We start from the raw sequence: 17,649 nt of genomic DNA on the forward strand, positions 1-17,649 counted from the left end.
GCAAACGCACACCTCCATTAGATAGCGCAGCTCGTACACTCCGACGGGTCAATCCGGTTCGTACGCGTATAGTACAGCGATTTGAGTCCGCGAGCATTTGCGTAAGCGTACAGCCGGCCGAGCGTACGTGTGCTGACATCCGAGTTGACGTATAGGATCGTAGAAATACCTTGGTCAACGTGCGGCTGAATCTCCGCGATTAGGTCGATCAGTTTGAACTGGTCGATGTTATACGCGGATTTGTAGAAGAACACGTTATCGCGCGCCAGGAACGGCATTGGATAATACGTTGTTGAATTCGCGTATGTCCGCGTCTCAATCTGCTCGACGACCGGCATAACGGAGCTCGTCGCGTTTTGGATATACGATATGGACTGCGTAGGTGCAATCGCGAGCCGGTATGCATGATAAAGTCCGTACTCCGCTACGTCAGCAGATAACGCGGCCCACTCATAACGCGAAGGCAACGTGAAGCCTGCGAATAGCTCACGTACACGCTCCGTTCTTGGCGCAAAGTCTTCCGTCAGATATCGCACAAAATAACTCCCGTCCGCATACGTAGACTTTTCGAAGCCGGCAAACGTAACGCCGCGCTCTTTCGCCGTTAACATCGACGCTTCAATCGAGTAATAGTTCATCGCCGCGAAGAACGTCCGTACAAAATCGCGCGCCTCTTCGGACTCGTACGCAATCTTATTTTTCGCGAGGAATCCGTTAAGGTTCATTACGCCGAGGCCGACGCTGTGCAATTCTTCGTTAGCCTTACGGACGCCCGGCGCATTAGGAATACGCGACAAGTCACTTACGACCGTCAGCGCCTCCATGCCTTCGTGAACAGATTCACGTAGAAGGCCACATTCCATTACGTTGACTATGTTGAGGCTCGCGAGATTACACGAAATGTCTCGGCGATATACCGTACCGTCTTCGCCAATGTCCGCAATGTCCGACGTCTCCATGAGCTGGAAAATCTCCGTACATAGATTCGACATTTTAACGGAGCCGAGCGCAGCCAGTGCATGCACCTTATTCGCGTTATCTACGTTGCAAATATACGGATAGCCCGATTGTAGCTGCGTAACGGCGATCCGCTCGAGCATATCGCGCGCACTCATAATCTCGCGTTTCTTAACGGCCGGATTCGCAAGCAACGCGTCGTACATTTCCGTCATATTCATGTCGTCGAGGTGGCGGCCGTAAGCGCGGTAAACGGAATGCGGTCCGAATACATATAGCGGTTTGTCCTGCGCGGCGAGCTCGTAAAACTTGGCCGGCGTAATCAGTCCGATCGACAACGTTTTAATGCGCGCCTTCTCGTCCGCGTTGATCTTTTTACAATCGAGGAACTCGACGACGTCCCATCCGAACACGTTGTAATAGCCGGCGCCCGAACCTTTACGCTGTCCCATTTGGTCCGCATAGCTAAACGCGTCCTCCATCAGCTTAAGCACGGGCATAACGCCTTTCGCCGCGCCTTCTACGCCTTTGATCGGTTCACCACGACCGCGCAGCTTCGATAAGTTAACCGCGACGCCTCCGCCAATCTTCGAAAGCTGCATACACGTACCGAGCACGTAGTTAATCGAATTTAGAGAATCGTCCATCTCGAGCAGAAAGCACGATACCATTTCGCCGCGGCGCGCTCGACCTGCGTTCATAAACGTAGGCGTTGCCGGCTGCAGGCGTTGTTCCATCATGGCGCGAGCGAGTCGCGTAGCTTTATCGTAATCACCTTGACCGAGATACAACGCGACAATAGCGACGTGCTGCTCATAGTCTTCGAGGTATTGCGCCTTATCGTCCGTCTTCAACGCGTAGTCCGTATAAAATTTCGACGCGGCCATGTATGAGGCGAAACGGAAGCCGCACGAATAGCAGACGTCATGTAGCTCGATAACGTCGATCTCGGAGTATTGCGTATAAACGTCGTAATAGAAATCGTTATCGATAAGCCAGCGGATACGTGTAATTTCGTCGTGAAATCGGCGCGTCTTCGCGGCCACATCCGCCAGGAATGCGTCGACCGCCTCCGCGTCCTTTTCTAGTCGGAACCATCCGGATTCGTCGCGCTGCATGATTTCGTTATTGAGTTCGATATATTGCGTCAAGTCGCGTCACCTCTTCGTTAAATTTGCGAACGTCTTCGTCTGTGCCCGCGAGTTCGAAGCGGTGTAATATCGGTACGTTATATTTTTCGCAAATTCTATCGGCAGCCCTCGAATAGTTGGCGCCCCAATTACGGTTACCCGACGCAGTTACTCCGCGAAGGAGAGCTCCGTTAATGCGTAAGAATTTCCCTACTGCCGGCGGAACTTCTCCGAATCCATTCGTCGGCGTAACGATAATAAACGGTTCTGTTACGTATTTCTCGAGTGTAATCTCTTGCGCCGGACGCCCCGTTTTCTCAACGAAGCGCCGTACGTTTCCGGTCAGCGAATAGTATACGATTAGGATTGCGCATCACCTTCCGCTGCTTCCGCTAATCTGCGCTCAAGGTCCGCGCGCCTTTTGTACATTTTCGCGAGGAAGCCTTCGCGCAGCTCAATCGCGTAAATGAGCTCGTCCAGTTCACGTTGTAACAGCGCGGTCAACGGCGTCATGTATCGATCAGTCCTTCCCGTATCAGATACGCTAGAATTACGGCACACGCGTCCGAGTCGTCATAGCCCGCCTTGAACGGATAATCATCGCCTAAACGTAAGAACCTCCGTACAGCCGCCGCTACTTCGTCCTTTTCCGCGCGTCCATTACCCGTTACGAGCTTCTTAACGGACGTTGGACTTAGTGGAGGCTTCGTATCAAACACGGTCAGGCCGTACGTATGGAGTGCCCGATCAGCCGCCGACCACGCGCTAAATATCGTTTGTGTCGCGCGCTTATTTCGGCCTGCCGTAAAGTCCTCGCGTAATACGAGGTTAAACGGTCTGTGTGCGTAGACGTGCTGCGCGATGAACGATTCGACTACGGAAGAGCGGATGGCGTCGTTATCGGCGGTCGACGTTGCGATCGATTCCGCTGCGATTAGGTACGCGCGTCTGTTACGGACCTCTATCGTTGCGATGCCGGGACTTAACGAGAGGTCTAATCCGAGGTAACGTTGCTTATCGGATGCCTTTGTCATCAGCACGCTCCTTCGGTAGACTTCCGATAACGACCGCGATGAATGCCGCAGCGGCGAGTAACTGCGCCCATAACGGGATACTCACTATAACCGCGTAAGTGACGATGAGACCGACGCCGACCGAGGCGCATACAGCGATATAGACGATCGCTTTTAAAATAGCGTCAACATAGCGCATTAGGACGTCGCCTCCTTCCGGAATGTGTAAATCGTATTTCGCGTCTTAACCGTGTCGCAGTCCGTACCTTTTCCGTCGTAAGCTATTACGTTCGACGTTTGGAGCACCGCGTCGCCGTCGTCAACGTAAACGGCTAGTAACGGAGAAAACAGCCCTAATTTAACGATAATTATGCGTTGACCCTTCCGTCTGAGTTCGCGTTCGTGTACGCTGCCGTCGTGGTTGCGTACGGATTCGATAACGTAGGTCATTAAACCGCTCCCCTCAACGTTTTCACTTGTTCGTAAGCCTCCGCAAACTGGCGCTTCTTAAAGTCCGGCAGTCCCGAACGTTGCATCGCGGCCACTTCGCGTTCCAATTGCGTCATTTCTTCGTCAGAAAGTCCGGCAGCACATGCGCGCTTAAAGTTGTTGAACGTCCAGTTAGCGATATCAAGCGCTGGCGGTTCGCCACTTTTCGCAGCCTTAACGATATTCGCGAAGTTATCGAGTACGTCGCGCCGCATATCGTCCGTAATTTCGATCCCGAACGCTTTGATATCCGGATTCTTCGCGAATTCGTCCGCGCTCATCTCCCACGATTTCTTCGACGCGTTAACGTAGAGGATGACGTAGTAATCGATCGGCTCGGCGGCCGTCCCGTACATGAGCGAATAACAGACGCATTGCTTAACGTGGTCTTCCTTCGGACCATTACGCGTCGAGTACTCGGATGTCTGCGCCGACGTGGTTTGCTTCGATTTCACCTCGAGGCCGACGCGTAGGACTTCGCCGTCTTCGGACACGTAACGCATGATACCGTCGCATGTTCCGAATAGCGCGAACTGGACGCCATTGTGCATTAGGATCGCGGACGTCTTCGCGAAATCTTCGAATACCGGTTCGCCGCGGTCGTTACGCTCGAATTTGAAACGTGGCTTGTCCGCATGTTTCTCCGCGAAAAGGATATCGCGCTGGATGACATCGCCGATCGCCGTCCCGATTCGCGTCCAGCGTCCTTGGTGCGCAGGCTGACCGCCGCCGTCCTTCTTCGCGCCGCGCAGCTTTTCGTAGAGACTGCGCTTATCCGCGTTGGCGCTCGACGGCGAGAAGTACGGAATGTTCCGCGGCGGCCATACTTGACGTTGCCTATTCGTCAGTACGTCCGCGTACCATCGGTGAATCTGCGCGTCGAGATCGTTGTCGTACGTCTCCGGCTGCGAATGCCATGCGTTGAGGAATGCGGTAAAGTCGGCCGCAATTTGTTCGTGTAGCGGACGTTGGACTGTCGCGCCAATTCGTGTGAATACGCTAATTTAGACCGCCTCCTTTTTCGTGACGTATTGGATGACCGTTACCTCTTTCGGAACTACCTCGGTAAGCTCGTACGAAAAATCTCCGCCGTCTTGCATCTCAGTCGCGGGCAACTCGCGCCACAACGAGAAGTACGCAACTTCTCCGGCTTCTTCTACGCGATAGACCTTCGTACGGTAATTCGTCCAGCGACCACCGTCTTCGTATTCCTCGTCTACTTGTTCGACCGAGTATTCGACGCCTTCACAATATCCGTCAAAGGCAACGTCGATTTCTTCGTAAGCCGCGTCCCACACTTCGCCTTGTCTGCCTACGTGTTTACGCAATAACGTAATCGCGCTCATATATCCGCCTCCTTCGTTTTCTCTTCGTCAATAAGCCGTTGTATCTCGCGCCCAGGTACGCCGTCATAGCGCGGACTCGCCAGTAACGCGAAGCTAAACGCGTCCCAACCGCCGCCTTTTACGTATTCGCGGATATCGGTGCGGAGTTGGGCCAAATCTACCGACATCCATCCGCATTGGCATCCGTGGTCGCCGACCTCGTCCGCTAGTGTGCGGATTTGACGGCGGCATTGCGGACATCTGTACGTTGCTATCTCACGGTCACTCATTACACCGGCCTCCTATACGGAAGAACAATCGCGTCGATTTCGTTTTCTTCGTCACGAAGGACGATCGGAGACATTGCGCCGGTCAGACCGATAATTACGCGCTTGCTGCCGGCATCTTTGAATACGTTGAGTGCCGCGAGGAACAATTCCGCGTTGAACGCGACGGTCATGTCTGAACCGCTTATGTCCGCACCGATACCGACGGTTAGTTTAACGCGTGGGAAGTCGCTGTCAACGGTTAATGTGACCGATGAGCCGACGTAAGCCAGTTCCGCACAGAACGCTACGCCTCCGGCCACTTTCGCAGCTTCAACCGCTAGCTTAACGCGGGCAATTGCGTCCTTAAGGTCATCGCGTTTGAGGCCGTCGTTAATTAACGTAATCTGCGATGGCAACTCCATCGGAATAATACGCGACGTGTCCGGGAATTGACCGTCAATTGGCGCACCAGTTACAGCATGCGACGTGAACGGTTCTGCAAAGCTATGTGCGCCGCCTATGCGGAGTAATTTATGTCGGTCCGTTACGATAAGCGAACCGTCCGCAGCGTAATGTACGCCCTCTAATACCGGAGTACTTCCGTTCTGCTTGGCGGCAAACTTTCGTCCGTGCTTCGTGATTAATTCGAGTTTCTTCGCTTGCGAAATTGCCATGTGTATACTCACGCTCCCTATTCGTATTTATTCGCATACTCCGGCAGCGGACGACAGTTAACGAAGTCCCATTCGGACGGCGCGTACTCCTGCATCCATCGCGGCTCAATTACGATGTCCGTCACGAGCGGCACCGACAATTCGCACGTCTTCGTCATGATATCGTCGATTAGTGTAATGGTATCCGGCGTCAAATCCGCGTTCGGTACGCTGTTCTTAATTTCATCGTGGATCGACGCGTTAAACTCCCAACCGCGGTCCATACAGACGCGGGCGTTGCGGTTACCGTTCATCTTAAGGATGTCGGCGCCAGTCCCTTGGATGACCGCGTTAAATGCCGCGCGCTCCCAATATCCGATGAGGCCGCGTTTTTCCGCCAGTACGTCGATTTCGTCTTGGACCGCGAGTAGCCGCTGTTGGTCTCGCGCCGTCAGCGTAGTTTTACCGCGTAATTGCTTGCGTTCGGTATACAGCCGGATCAGCCGTTGCTCATTACGTTGTTGGGCCGCCGCGACCGAAGCATAGTCAGGAAAACGCCGCTTGCGTCCGTACAGCGTTTCGACGTATCCGTGGCGCTTCATAAACTCGCGGATTTCCGCCACCATAACGGTAAAGGACGGAAATGCACGGTCAAAGTTTTCGAAGAACATCGCGGCTACGTCTTCCGTTACGTTCATTTTCTTCGCGAACGCCTTCGGAGACTGATCGTAAGCTTTCGCGAGTACGCCCGTTTTCATCATTGAACGTGGCTTAAACGTGCCGGTCGGATCATACGCCTTGTCGACGCAATATTCCTCCGCGAGTCCGAACGTCATTTTCGCTTGTGTCGTGTAGAGGTCAACGCCGTCTACGAAAATCTGCCGCATGGAGTTATCGCCGTATCGCGTCCACATGATATGCGCCATGATGCGCGGCTCTATCTGACCCAAATCGGCGCCGACGAACGTATAGCCTGCGCGTGGTACGAACTGGTTACGTACGAGGACGCCGCCGCCTTTGCTCGGCATGTTCTGCAGATTCGTCCCTTTCGGCACCTTGCGTTCGTCGGCGATGAGTTTACGGACGATTGCGTGGTAATTGGCGTCAGTTACAGTCAGCGCCATCAAACATACGTCCTTGCGTTATAAGTTTCTTTTAGGTAATCGCGTACAGATACGTACTCTTCCCACGTAATCCCCCAGCTCTCTAAGAAGTCAACGAAGCTGTCTTGCGCTGCATGCTTCGTCAACGCGTAGAACAATTGCCCTAACGCCTCTTTTTCCACGCTACCCCTCCGTTTCAAATTCCGCTAGAATATAGATCGGCCGTCCGTTATATCCCGCGCTACTATACCGGCCTGTCGACGTTCCGCCCGCCTTGAACTCCGTATGCAGTCGTCCGTCACCTTCGAGCGCATTCGGTATCTTCGTCACGTACGTATTCAGCAACTTCTCGTACGCGGCTACGGTCGCTAACGGTCGCAACGCCTCTTCTTCTTCGTAGTACGCGTCCAGGACGTCGGCCGCCGTTGACCGCGTTTTTCCGCGCTTAAATTGACCTGTCCGATCACGAACGCCGAGGTAATCGTAGATCAGATACGCGAGGTGATTACCGTTCGTAATCGTAAACTCGTCCGTAAATACTGGCGCGTGTTCTTCATCGGCCGCCGCCAATACTTCCGCCTCGAGCGCCTTCAAACGTTCGACTGCGTCAGCATAACGTTTCAGCCCCGTTTTGCCCGCCGCTTCGTCCGTTGCTACTTGCACGCGCCACTTCGTCAGAGCTTCGTCACGTTTCGCAATCTTACGTTGCTGTGCCGCGATCCAATCCGCTACTTTTTTCGCGTGGAGCGACCGGTCCATCTTCCGTACGAACGCCGCGTCTATTCCGTACGATTCGAATACCGCCGCACGCGCCGCTTCCAACTTCGGTTTAAACTCGGTCGCCAAACGCGCTAGTCCTGCGCGGTCAATCTCGAAGCCGCAGCGCGCCATGAATACGTCGGTTTCCGGCAGCTTCGAATCGATTAGCGCGTAGCATTCGAGTAACTTGCCGCGTCCGTTTGCCGAAGGTGCTGCCGCCATCTGCGCGAACTGCCATTCGAATAGTCGCCAGCCGTATTTAACGTCGTTGATCGCGTAGATTCCGACGAGCTCCGTATTAAATGGCGCCGGACTACGATTGCCGAACAGGTCCTCGAACGTAAATACCTCACTGTCGATGCCGAAATAGCGTCCATACTTCGCGATTAGCGGTTTCAAACCGTAAGCCGGTTCGTGCTCGTTCAGCGTATTCATCGCGTCGAGTGTGTCCCAAACGCAGCCGCGGATTTCGTAACCGTCCTTTACCGCAACGTGGAGGTCGTAACGCGCCGATCCCATATGAAACGTCTTTCCGTGCTCCGGACGCGATAAGTACGGTGAGATTGCCGCGAGCACTTTGGACCGCGTCAACTGCGGGTCAGACGCCTTAAACGCGCTATCGTCCGTTAGAAACTCGAAGCCAACAACGCTTCTCATATCAACGTGTCCGTACGGTAAGTAGTAGCCCTCGTTAAGTAACGGCAGCCACACGGAAAAGCCGATCGACAAGTCAATGTACGTATCGACACCCGTACCCTCGAAGTCGCCCGCGGTCATCGTATCGACGCCGAGAACGCGGAATTTATCCGTCCACTCCGCCATTTGACGCGCACACTCGGTACGGAGACGACTAACGAACGCCGGTAATTCGGAATCGCGTGTCAGGACGTAGTAGTTGGCGGGCTTCGAGGAGAGAACGGACTGAATCCGCGCTCCCCTTTCCGCTTCTTTCTGCGTCGCCAATACGCGAAGCCCCGCACCTACAACGTCAGCCTTCGTCCATTTGCCACCGTCAGAGCGGACGTTGCCTATTCGTCCGTCTGCGTGTGCCTGGCGTGCTGCGTTAAAGGCCGCGCGCTCCTTATCCGTTAGTGACATCGCGCCAATTCGCGCAAATGCTTCGGCGGCTGTTTCCGGCTCGGCGGCCTGCTTACGTTTGGCGGCGGCAACTACGGCTTCGTTCGCGCGCTTATCGTCGTCGCTGCGTGCGTTTAACGTTAGCTTAATTTCGATAACGGCCGCCTCCTAACGGTCGAAACGTTGCTCTACCGGCGTTACGAGTTTTACACGCGTGTACAAGTTAATAATTCTATCACCGTAAGGCGCACGCACTGACGGAAAGCCGTCACGATCATCGTCCCGTACGTCATAAACTACTTCGCCGATAACGTCCGCCTTGTGTCCGTTACATGTTCCGAGCGACTTAACGATATCGCCACGTTTGTATTCGTTCACCTTACGGCCGATCGCGGACCATTTTGCGGTAACGGCTTCCTCCGCTTCCTTGCGTTCGAGCTCGGCGCGGACTTCGGCAACTTCTGCGTCAGTGGTGCGAGCGATATCCGCCACCTTAAACCATTGTCCGCCTGCTTTGGAGATGCCGACCGGTTCTCCGTAGAACGGAGCGGTACCGTTATCATCCTCAGTGATTAAGTAAATATCGCCTACCTTTACGGAATCATCGTTGAATCCCGAAATATTCACAACTTTCGCGTACTCTCCGACTTTCAAACGCACCGGCTTAGCGGGTTCAAGCGGTTCGAGAACAACGTACGTTCCTTCCTCCGCAGTAGCGGCGTCACCTACGCTATCCGTTACGGTGATATCTGCGCCAGTGTAATCCGCGTGGCCCGGATCAACTACACATTTTGTTACGAGTCCATTCGTGACATCTCGCGCGAATACCTTCGTCGAGGCTTCTGTAATCAGCACAACCTCGCCTACGTTAGCCTTGCGCGCCACTTTACGGTAACGACGGCCTTCGTGGACAATTACGTCATCTGCGGACGCGACCGGCTGCTTCTGCGCAAGGAACTCCGCTTCGGTTGCGCGGACAACTTGATAATCGCGTAGGTAATTACCCTTTGTTCCGTCAGCTCTTTCCGCCTCGTATAATTGCCGGCTTCCTCTCCCTTGATTATCGTAAACGATCCTAACGAAACTGCCGATTTCGTAATTATTGGTGTTGTCATTTGGGCCGATGACTCTCGCGTAATCCCCAACGGTCAGACGCATAGGTTTCGGTGCTTCAACCGGAACCCTTTCGTACACTTCGAAGCGCTCCGGATGCTTGTCCAGCGGAATTCTGCGCTCGTCACTGTCATTATCAATAAACGCAGGCCTACCGTCACTGCCCGTATATACCGCGTAAAAATCACCGATCTTATACCCGATTCCGCCGGATTTCCCTACCTTAACGACATCGCCCGCCTGAGCCTTACGGTCAACTTTGCGGTACTCAATGCCGTCTACCAATACGTCTACCGCCGGAATTACTACGTTCAATTTCGCCATCTACAAATCGCTCCCTTTTCGTATAAATTCGTTTAATTTACGTCACCGTTCGCGTCTATTACGCCATCGTGGTCATACACGCGCTCCATTGCGTACTCAGCCGCGCAATTCGTTCCTGTGCCGGTCCATCCGTTGTGCACGAATGCTTCACCATCGTCTATCCGCTTAACCTCGTCGCCAACGTATACCTCGCCGCGGCAATACGCACACGTTGCTACTTCGTTACTCAACGTTAGCGCTCCGGTTCAACGCGATCGACAGCTCGATCCACCGCTCCGACGCGCGGGCTTCAGACGCCCAATATTCGCCGAGCATACGGTTTTCGAACATGAACACGCGCGGTATCTCGCCGTCGGCCGCCCACACGCCAACGATATAGTCAGCGTCGGCGCGGTCGTAGGTGCTTCCGTTCCCTTTCTTCGCGTAAACTACGAGGTCGCCGCCGCGGTCCAAACGTTGCCTAATCGTTTTGACCTGCAGTTTAACGTGGTCGCCGCTCAGCGGATCGGTCGCGAGAATATCGTATGGCTCGTCCGTTGTGGGATTGTGCGGTATCCAACCGTTAGCCAAAAGCGCGAGCCGAGCCGCCATTTCCGAATACTTACCGGTCACTTCCGTTATATGTGCGATGTTATACGCCCTCCCCTTCGTGGTCGCCCCGCTGATCCGGAACGAACACGATTTCGATATCGCGTTCTTCTTTCGGATACTCAATCGGCCCAATCGCGGCGGAATCCGTAGGGTTTACGGAAACCGCCAGACTAACGTCGAACGGGCCGACTTCGGGCTCTAGCGCTCGGAAGAACGCAGCCAGCCGCTCCCCTAATTGCGGGAGACTGGCCGGACTCTTAACGTTGATGCCTACGGTGATCTTGCGTTCGTTCATGGCGCGTCCTCCCTTCGTTATTAAAAGTTAAGCGGCGGCGGTGCGTCCCCGTCAGAAATCGGCGTAGACTCTTCCGTAGTTGCTGGCGTATTCCCCGTCGTTGCACCGATCGAGAGACCGAGGCGCCCGATGTCGAAGCCGGCGATTACGAGATTCTTTGTTTGCTCAACACCGTCGGCTACGTACAAGCACGTTTCGAACGATTCGAGATCGAACGGAGCCTCGGACAACTTCGCGTAATTCGCGCGTTCGGCGTCCGTCAGGTCCTCGTCCATATCAATGATCGGACTAAGCGCGACTGCCGCGTTCGTGGACGTGCCGGTTTTACCGAGTTCGAACGCGATTGTGCCGAGCTTCTTCGCGTATTTCGCGATGACCGCTTTAATCTGCGTTTCCTGCTTCGGACTCAGGTCGACGACGATATCCTTACCGGTCGCCAGGTCGAAGAAAGCGCGCAGGTAACGTTTTTTGCCGCGGAACAAGTACGCTTCGTCCCTAATCGGTTTGACGTCCGCCTCACTCGCGCCGCCTTCTTCCGCAGCTTTTGCGTCTGCGTACAACAGGTCAGCCGCGCGATCCCATACGGTCGGTGCCGAATCAATAAAACCGCGGCTATTACGTACGGCCGGATTCTTCGGTACGAACGTGTTCACCTTTTTGTAGATTCCGTAACCGTAGTACTCCGCGACATCGTTAACGGACTTAACGCCTACCTTCAACGATGTGCCGGACTTAAACGATACGATCGGACTCTCCTTCGCGCCTCCTTCGTTATTACTTGCTTCCGCAGCTGCCGCGCCAACCTTCGTAAACATTGACAATCCGCAACACTCCTCGATTTATATTCGGACTTCTTGCGTCCGCTAGACGGCATTAGCCGTGGCCCTCTCGTACGTTCACCTCTACTAACGAAGCGGAGCGTTACTAATACGGACAGCTAACACCGCCTAGCCGACGCAGGAAATAATCCCGCGGGCCTTACGTATTTACACGAACACAATTACGCTATTTGCCAAATTCGTCGTCTCACGTTTGATCTCGAGCAATTCGCGTTCCATTTCGTTAATACTTCGTCCGATTTCCGCCTGACGTTCGGTAAGCGACGCGATAAGACTGATCGAATTCGACCGTACCTTACGCAGCTCACACTCCGCGCTCTCAACGTTAAGCTGCGCGATTGCGACTTTGATGCGTTTTTCGGCCGCGTGCTCCTTACGTGTAGCGGCCTTGAGTGCGCGGATCAGGACGCGTTGAACCGATTCCATGAGCGTCGGATTCGAGTTGTGGCGCGGATATACCGTAATAACCGTGTCGGACTCCGGCGCGACTACGAATGCCATGCGTCGGTATCCGAACAGGCGACCAGGGCGTCCGTCCTCGTTGACTATGTTAGAAATAAACGCAGCCTTACGTAGATGGTCCATCACGTACATTGGCGCTTTTGCACGTTCGACGCCGAAGTCTTTGACCGCTTCGTCGAGAGCGTGTGGTGTCACGAATATTTTACCGGTGAAATGCGTGCCGGCCTTCGGATCAATCGCGGTTACCGTCATGCGAGCCGCACCCCCTTTCCGATTAAATTGCGCGGAACTAAGTCGGCTGCGTCGTAGTCGCCGGGAAGAGTACCGTTATATTGCGAAATAATTCGGGACAAGTGCGTATGATTAGCGTTCGTTCTGCGTATACTGTTACGAGTAAGTTCGTTAGACATGCGTCAGACCTCCGTTAAATTTCTATTGACAATAGTCAATGAATGATGTTATTATCGGAATTGTAATTATAAGCCAGTACATCAATGGGCAGACTTGTAGTAGGACTTTTTCGCCGATCTTTTCGACTCAATGCCTAAGAGCCGGAAACACCGTGAAAATTTACTAATTTTTCAAGTTTCGCTTATGTGCTATACTTAAGATGTTAAAGGGTATGCCAATGCCTTTTGACAGGTGGTTCTGAAACGGTTAATGAACTTTCGGTGTGATTCGGAATTACCACCGTATCGTTTCGCCAAAAACGACGCGGTATCTGAATCGTTATACTCACCGTTAGACCATGCGTTGAGGATCGCCAATTTCCGGGAATCGTCCTCCGCCAAGAGGGCGATTTTTTCATGTACGAGAATGCTGTCGTCTATAACCGCCAAGTTATCTTCGACCTCGTAGTTGTTGCTTCGTTCATCTTCTACGTCAGAGCTGCTTACATCGAGCGAGTCAATTTCGTAGCCGCGTCGGCGCTTCTTGAGCCTCGTTGTTGATCGCCATAACGCTTGACGAAAACGGTAGTTAACTTGTGTAGAGAACGCGCCTTTTTCTGGATCGAAACGTTTGATAGCGTCTTGAATCCCGACTAAACAGCTTTGTTCGAAGTGCGTCTCATTGACCACCGAGTGCCAAATGTTTTGAGACATTCGGTAAATTTTCGGTAAGAAGTGCTGCAGAATCTCGTGATAGGAAACTTCACTGCCTTCTCGCGCTTTAACTGCTAGAATATTTAGTTGTTCGTTATTCAACATTTATCACTCCTCATATTAGTAAGTACATACTCTAACCAAATTGGGACATTGTTCTAATAAAAACTTAATTCTTTTTCGGAGGGCTCCGCGATGCCGTCGATTTCGTACGGTCGCTGCCTTATTCCGGACCTTCTCGCAGCTCGCGGCTGGACTCAACGCCAACTGGCGGAACACTCCGGCGTCAACGAAAAGGTTATCTCGTTCTATACGACGAGAACACGCGGACGTATGTCGTTAGTCCTCGCCGTACAGTTAGCGGATGCCTTAGAAGTTAGTCCACGCGATCTATACGAGTGGCCTCAGGAATGAGCGCTCGACCGGTCGAAAATTCTACGGATTGTTAGAAAAATGTGCCGTTCTAATATTGTACATGCCCGCGCCTTCCGACTTCAACGTATATTAAACGTCATCGTTCGACATTTTCGTTCTCGTCCGTGTCGAATCGGTCCTTCTTCGCAATGCCACTCGTTTACGTCCTTGTATGGCCGCCGCACTAACGCCAGCTTTACGTCCATTTCGCCGCCCAATTCCGCAACAATACGGTTTCGCCAGGCGCGGCCAGCAGCGTCATTATCACGGTAAAGCGTAACCTCTTCGATCGGTGACCGTAGTAAGAGCTCCGCTTTCGTCCGATTAAACGCCGAGCCGCCCGTTGCTATTGCGAATATACCCGCTGTACAAAGACTATGCGCGTCTACTTCCGCCTCGACCAACGCAGCCTTACGTATTTTCCGCTGATACGCGATGTGGATTCCGTAGAGCATTTCGCGTATAGGCCGCGCGCCCCGTTCGTACCAAAACGTCTTACTATCGACGCGCCGGTACTTTACGTTGCCGAGCGAGCCGTCCGCGTTGTACCACGGAATAGTGACCGCTTGCCTAGTGCGGTCATATCCGATGTTAAATAAGCGTTGCACTGCTTCCGATATGCCTCGTTGCCCTAAATACGGATGCCTGTACGTGTATGTATCGAGGATAGCGGAATCAATTCGTGTTACGCGCGGCTTGTCCACGTTTAATCGCGGCATGTTCAGTACGATCTCGTCCGTGTCGTTCGGCAGCTCGCCGTACCTAGCGCGCAAATAGTCGGCCGCCTCTTCGTACGTTTCGTCGCGTAGGAATGCGAGTAGCTGAGTGAAGCCGCCGCGTTCGCCAGTTCCGCTATCGCCCCAACAACCGTAGCCTTCGTCGAGCTCGTCCAATATAACGTAGAACGACGGGTGCCGATCGTACCGGAACGGGCTGGCTGCGATTAGGCGCGTTTCTGTCCACGTCGCGTTGATCCACGGGAACGGCTCGAGTTCGGCTCGTATGTCTATAACTTGCCTCAACATAGCCTAGTCCTCGTCTGTTTTTTCGTAGTCTGAATACGGAAGCAATCCACGTACAACAGCAGCATAGGTAGGTTTCAGTGAGGCGCCTTTAGTTTCTTCAGCAGTCTTCGGTAATTCTGCATCCGTTAATATTTCCCAACCTGTAATGCCAAGTAATTTTTCTGCGTCACTCAAAGCTGCGGATATTAATTCACGGGCCATTGCAGCACGTTTTTGTCTCATAATTACTGATATAAAGTCTAATCTTCGCATATCCACCTCTGACAATATAACCGTGAATCTCGCGTCTTGATAATTCTTTCTAACACCATCTTTAAGCGCATCAACGTAAAGTTTTTTCAATGTAGCTTCTGTGCCCTTTAGGTCTTCAATCTCTCTGATATCCATAGCACACCTCCCATTACAATATAAACCAATTAATTTGCCTTGTAAATAGAGTCGTAATACTTTTTCGTAATTTGAATTTGATTTTTGTAACAGAATTCAAAATTAGTATTACAATACTGTTACCACACTAACTGTATTGACTTATCGACACCTATCCACTGTGCTTTAGGCATTGAATGCTATAGGTATTTTAGATACCTATTTAGTATAGTATCATTTTATTATAGTATTTTAAATACCTTCGCAATTAATATTTTCCCGCAAACTTCGCCGCCACATCCGCCGTGTCCGGTTCGCGCACGATGCCCCAATTCGGTAAGTATACGATTTCAACGCGCGTATCCTCGCCGCCGCTGCGCCCTTTGCCGATTTCGATTACGCCACGTCCTTCGTGTGCTAACGTATCGAGTCCGATGAGAGCCGCGCCATCTTCGAGTAGCTGCTTCGTTTTCTTAACCTCGGCGCGCTTCGGCGGCTTCAACTCGCGAATACCGTCGTCACTCTTTTCGGATTCGTCCTCGTCGGCCTGCGTAATGGCTAACTTGAGTACGCCGAGTGAGCCCGTCATGATCCGGAGTTTCTTGGACGTTGCCGCTGCGTCGCCGCCCGCAGTCTTCGACGTGTTCGTTTCGTAATCAAGGTAGTAGAACGGATCGACTACGACGACGTCCGCGCCAGTTTCGATGATGTCCGACTTCAACGCGGCCAAGTTGCGTTCGGCAAAGCCTTCGTCATCAGTCGCGCGTAGGATGATCTTGCCTGGGATAATCGCGTTGAGCTCCGCAATGAACTTACGGAAGGCTGCTTCGTAGTCGTCCGGTAATTTCGCCGACTGCAGCGCGCGGTTATCGAAGCCGGCCGCGTAATCAACTCCGTCAATGGTTGCACTAGCTAATCCGCTTCGAGCGCTAATTGACGAGAACGAACGCGCCATCCATTCGAACCATCCCATTTCGAGTGCCCATACGAGGACGACCGCACCTTGGAACGCGAACTCAATCGCCTCTTCCATCGTTAGTATCGATTTGCCGCGACCCGATCGCGCATAGAACACGTACATGTTCGACGAATAGTAGCCGCCGCCGAGCGCTTCGTTAATGGACGGAAACTTCGACCGCCATATCCGATGTGACTGACCGGCTGCGCGCGCTTCGTATTCCGCGAGAAACTTTTCGCCACTCTCCGCTATGTTCGCACCTGACATACGAACACTTGTTCGCATTTTAAGTTTAATCTCCGCGAGCCTGTTCGTCAATCCCGTAAAAAATTCGTCTACGCTCGCTGTCTTACCGATCGCGTCGAACATGTCCGGAATCGCCTTACCGCTGAACAATTCCGCGATCTGACGTTTGCCATACGTCTCTTTCAGCGTGCGGGCCAAGTACTCGTACGAGTCCGATACCGCGGGTATGTACGTAAAGTCCGGCACGTTCGCTACGAGCGTCGCGTATGACGGAGCTTGTCCGCCGTTCTCTTCGGCATGTTTGCGTGTGAATTCGTACGCACTTCGTTCAACTTGCGTCTGAAAATGGTCCGCTACGATGCCGAATCGGTCGAACGCCGAGATATCGTTCGCGTCGATCACCTTCGATATTAACGTTTCAGCTACGCTCAATTACTGCTCACCTCCGATTATATTCACTTCCGCTGTTTACGGCAAAGACCGTTTATGGCCGGTTTCACATAACCGTGTCAGGTTACGTTGTCGAGTTCGTGTTATACCGACGTCGGCGCCTGCGTGCTTCGCGTTTATACTGTTACGTAGAAAACCGTATTGAAAGCGATGTTTTCTCGCGATTTCTCCGTTTTTCTCCGTTTTTCAAAACCGACTATCTAGTCGTAGTATATACGCAATAGGGCGATTGCTCAAACGTCATATTCCGCCGAAAAACCTGTAAGATAATATTAGAAATTTCGTTTGTTCCCTTGGTAATTTTTAGTTACTTTTGTATCATTTGATTAAATATATGATAACTGAGGTCTTATTTGAGGTGTTATTTCTGTCTTATATTTTATCTTACAAAAGCAAACTCAGAATACCGCGATCTCACGAATACTCCCGTTTTCTCCGTTTTTCATTTCGTAAATTTATACTTGAAGTATACTTGCTACATGCGAAACTCATCAAACGTCAAATTCAGCGATTAGCAAAAAATCCCGACAGTTTTCAATTAGTACACTAGGTCTGTTTTTGAGAACAATAGATACCTTTAGATTACTTTAAGGTCTTTTAAGTGTTCATTAGTTCCCGTTATGAGTAACACAGACATACGCACATTTTTAGTGCGATCTCCGTAATTCTCACTCACGCTCACTCTTAC

At 52.4% G+C, this 17,649-nt stretch carries 26 protein-coding genes; 2 read left to right on the plus strand and 24 right to left on the minus strand.

Annotated elements, in window-relative coordinates; all coding sequences use genetic code 11:
* Nucleotides 1-17: 17 nt before the first annotated feature.
* From nrdE to V8F51_RS20860, 7 genes are read right to left on the minus strand one after another with little or no spacing between them, the layout of a single operon-like run.
* Nucleotides 18-2,108: a class 1b ribonucleoside-diphosphate reductase subunit alpha gene (gene nrdE, locus V8F51_RS20830; RefSeq protein ID WP_337102362.1), complete on the minus strand. Its 2,091-nt coding sequence runs from the start codon at nucleotides 2,106-2,108 to the stop codon at nucleotides 18-20.
* Nucleotides 2,083-2,454, minus strand: a complete 372-nt coding sequence (nrdI, locus tag V8F51_RS20835; protein ID WP_337102458.1) for a class Ib ribonucleoside-diphosphate reductase assembly flavoprotein NrdI — start codon at nucleotides 2,452-2,454, stop codon at nucleotides 2,083-2,085. Before nrdI ends, nrdE begins: the two co-directional genes overlap by 26 nt.
* Nucleotides 2,448-2,600: a hypothetical protein gene (locus tag V8F51_RS20840; RefSeq protein WP_337102363.1), complete on the minus strand. Its 153-nt coding sequence runs from the start codon at nucleotides 2,598-2,600 to the stop codon at nucleotides 2,448-2,450. Before V8F51_RS20840 ends, nrdI begins: the two co-directional genes overlap by 7 nt.
* On the minus strand, nucleotides 2,597-3,121 hold the full coding sequence (locus V8F51_RS20845) for a crossover junction endodeoxyribonuclease RuvC (protein ID WP_337102364.1): 525 nt from the start codon (nucleotides 3,119-3,121) through the stop codon (nucleotides 2,597-2,599). Before V8F51_RS20845 ends, V8F51_RS20840 begins: the two co-directional genes overlap by 4 nt.
* On the minus strand, nucleotides 3,102-3,299 hold the full coding sequence (locus V8F51_RS20850; RefSeq protein ID WP_337102365.1) for a hypothetical protein: 198 nt from the start codon (nucleotides 3,297-3,299) through the stop codon (nucleotides 3,102-3,104). Before V8F51_RS20850 ends, V8F51_RS20845 begins: the two co-directional genes overlap by 20 nt.
* Complete coding sequence (locus V8F51_RS20855) at nucleotides 3,299-3,550, minus strand: hypothetical protein (protein ID WP_337102366.1); 252 nt, start codon at nucleotides 3,548-3,550, stop codon at nucleotides 3,299-3,301. The genes V8F51_RS20850 and V8F51_RS20855 overlap by 1 nt, the downstream gene beginning before the upstream one ends.
* Nucleotides 3,550-4,140 (minus strand): hypothetical protein, encoded by a 591-nt coding sequence (locus V8F51_RS20860; RefSeq protein WP_337102367.1) that lies wholly within the window; start codon nucleotides 4,138-4,140, stop codon nucleotides 3,550-3,552. Before V8F51_RS20860 ends, V8F51_RS20855 begins: the two co-directional genes overlap by 1 nt.
* A gap of 84 nt (nucleotides 4,141-4,224) precedes the next feature.
* Between V8F51_RS20860 and V8F51_RS20865 the strand changes: the two genes are divergently transcribed.
* Complete coding sequence (locus tag V8F51_RS20865) at nucleotides 4,225-4,551, plus strand: hypothetical protein (protein ID WP_337102368.1); 327 nt, start codon at nucleotides 4,225-4,227, stop codon at nucleotides 4,549-4,551.
* Between the two features lie 42 nt (nucleotides 4,552-4,593).
* On the opposite strand, the gene V8F51_RS20870 is transcribed toward V8F51_RS20865, so the two are convergent.
* The 14 genes from V8F51_RS20870 to V8F51_RS20935 all read right to left on the minus strand — a co-directional run bounded on the left by V8F51_RS20870 (nucleotide 4,594) and on the right by V8F51_RS20935 (nucleotide 13,604).
* A complete protein-coding gene (locus V8F51_RS20870) occupies nucleotides 4,594-4,935 on the minus strand; it encodes a hypothetical protein (protein WP_337102370.1) in 342 nt (113 codons plus the stop codon).
* Complete coding sequence (locus V8F51_RS20875; protein WP_337102371.1) at nucleotides 4,932-5,204, minus strand: hypothetical protein; 273 nt, start codon at nucleotides 5,202-5,204, stop codon at nucleotides 4,932-4,934. Before V8F51_RS20875 ends, V8F51_RS20870 begins: the two co-directional genes overlap by 4 nt.
* Nucleotides 5,204-5,857, minus strand: a complete 654-nt coding sequence (locus V8F51_RS20880; protein WP_337102372.1) for a hypothetical protein — start codon at nucleotides 5,855-5,857, stop codon at nucleotides 5,204-5,206. Before V8F51_RS20880 ends, V8F51_RS20875 begins: the two co-directional genes overlap by 1 nt.
* A 17-nt stretch (nucleotides 5,858-5,874) precedes the next feature.
* Nucleotides 5,875-6,960 (minus strand): DNA polymerase, encoded by a 1,086-nt coding sequence (locus V8F51_RS20885; protein ID WP_337102374.1) that lies wholly within the window; start codon nucleotides 6,958-6,960, stop codon nucleotides 5,875-5,877.
* Nucleotides 6,960-7,121, minus strand: coding sequence for a hypothetical protein (locus V8F51_RS20890; RefSeq protein WP_337102376.1), 162 nt, complete (start codon nucleotides 7,119-7,121; stop codon nucleotides 6,960-6,962). Before V8F51_RS20890 ends, V8F51_RS20885 begins: the two co-directional genes overlap by 1 nt.
* A gap of 1 nt (nucleotide 7,122) precedes the next feature.
* Nucleotides 7,123-8,796, minus strand: a complete 1,674-nt coding sequence (locus V8F51_RS20895) for a DNA polymerase (RefSeq protein WP_337102378.1) — start codon at nucleotides 8,794-8,796, stop codon at nucleotides 7,123-7,125.
* A 147-nt stretch (nucleotides 8,797-8,943) separates the two neighbouring features.
* A complete protein-coding gene (locus tag V8F51_RS20900; protein ID WP_337102379.1) occupies nucleotides 8,944-10,212 on the minus strand; it encodes a hypothetical protein in 1,269 nt (422 codons plus the stop codon).
* Between the two features lie 32 nt (nucleotides 10,213-10,244).
* Nucleotides 10,245-10,442, minus strand: coding sequence for a hypothetical protein (locus V8F51_RS20905; RefSeq protein ID WP_337102381.1), 198 nt, complete (start codon nucleotides 10,440-10,442; stop codon nucleotides 10,245-10,247).
* The gene (locus V8F51_RS20910; protein ID WP_337102382.1) at nucleotides 10,435-10,824 is read right to left on the minus strand and encodes a hypothetical protein; all 390 of its coding nucleotides are present in this window, start codon (nucleotides 10,822-10,824) and stop codon (nucleotides 10,435-10,437) included. Before V8F51_RS20910 ends, V8F51_RS20905 begins: the two co-directional genes overlap by 8 nt.
* Before the next feature lie 19 nt (nucleotides 10,825-10,843).
* On the minus strand, nucleotides 10,844-11,098 hold the full coding sequence (locus V8F51_RS20915) for a hypothetical protein (protein WP_337102383.1): 255 nt from the start codon (nucleotides 11,096-11,098) through the stop codon (nucleotides 10,844-10,846).
* A gap of 20 nt (nucleotides 11,099-11,118) precedes the next feature.
* Nucleotides 11,119-11,913, minus strand: coding sequence for a hypothetical protein (locus tag V8F51_RS20920; protein ID WP_337102459.1), 795 nt, complete (start codon nucleotides 11,911-11,913; stop codon nucleotides 11,119-11,121).
* 171 nt (nucleotides 11,914-12,084) lie between these two features.
* Complete coding sequence (locus V8F51_RS20925) at nucleotides 12,085-12,651, minus strand: hypothetical protein (RefSeq protein ID WP_337102384.1); 567 nt, start codon at nucleotides 12,649-12,651, stop codon at nucleotides 12,085-12,087.
* On the minus strand, nucleotides 12,648-12,809 hold the full coding sequence (locus V8F51_RS20930) for a hypothetical protein (protein WP_337102386.1): 162 nt from the start codon (nucleotides 12,807-12,809) through the stop codon (nucleotides 12,648-12,650). The genes V8F51_RS20925 and V8F51_RS20930 overlap by 4 nt, the downstream gene beginning before the upstream one ends.
* 195 nt (nucleotides 12,810-13,004) lie before the next feature.
* On the minus strand, nucleotides 13,005-13,604 hold the full coding sequence (locus V8F51_RS20935) for a hypothetical protein (protein WP_337102388.1): 600 nt from the start codon (nucleotides 13,602-13,604) through the stop codon (nucleotides 13,005-13,007).
* A gap of 93 nt (nucleotides 13,605-13,697) precedes the next feature.
* Between V8F51_RS20935 and V8F51_RS20940 the strand changes: the two genes are divergently transcribed.
* Nucleotides 13,698-13,916, plus strand: coding sequence for a helix-turn-helix transcriptional regulator (locus tag V8F51_RS20940; protein ID WP_337102390.1), 219 nt, complete (start codon nucleotides 13,698-13,700; stop codon nucleotides 13,914-13,916).
* Nucleotides 13,917-13,996: 80 nt separating this feature from the next.
* On the opposite strand, the gene V8F51_RS20945 is transcribed toward V8F51_RS20940, so the two are convergent.
* From V8F51_RS20945 to V8F51_RS20955, 3 genes are all read right to left on the minus strand, one after another.
* On the minus strand, nucleotides 13,997-14,941 hold the full coding sequence (locus tag V8F51_RS20945) for a toprim domain-containing protein (RefSeq protein WP_337102391.1): 945 nt from the start codon (nucleotides 14,939-14,941) through the stop codon (nucleotides 13,997-13,999).
* 3 nt (nucleotides 14,942-14,944) lie between these two features.
* Nucleotides 14,945-15,328: a hypothetical protein gene (locus tag V8F51_RS20950; RefSeq protein WP_337102392.1), complete on the minus strand. Its 384-nt coding sequence runs from the start codon at nucleotides 15,326-15,328 to the stop codon at nucleotides 14,945-14,947.
* A 247-nt stretch (nucleotides 15,329-15,575) separates the two neighbouring features.
* Complete coding sequence (locus V8F51_RS20955) at nucleotides 15,576-16,943, minus strand: DNA helicase (protein WP_337102393.1); 1,368 nt, start codon at nucleotides 16,941-16,943, stop codon at nucleotides 15,576-15,578.
* Nucleotides 16,944-17,649 lie beyond the last annotated feature (706 nt).

Origin of the sequence: Paenibacillus sp. YIM B09110, from assembly GCF_037167145.1 — a bacterium.
Classification (GTDB): Bacteria; Bacillota; Bacilli; order Paenibacillales; family Paenibacillaceae; genus Pristimantibacillus.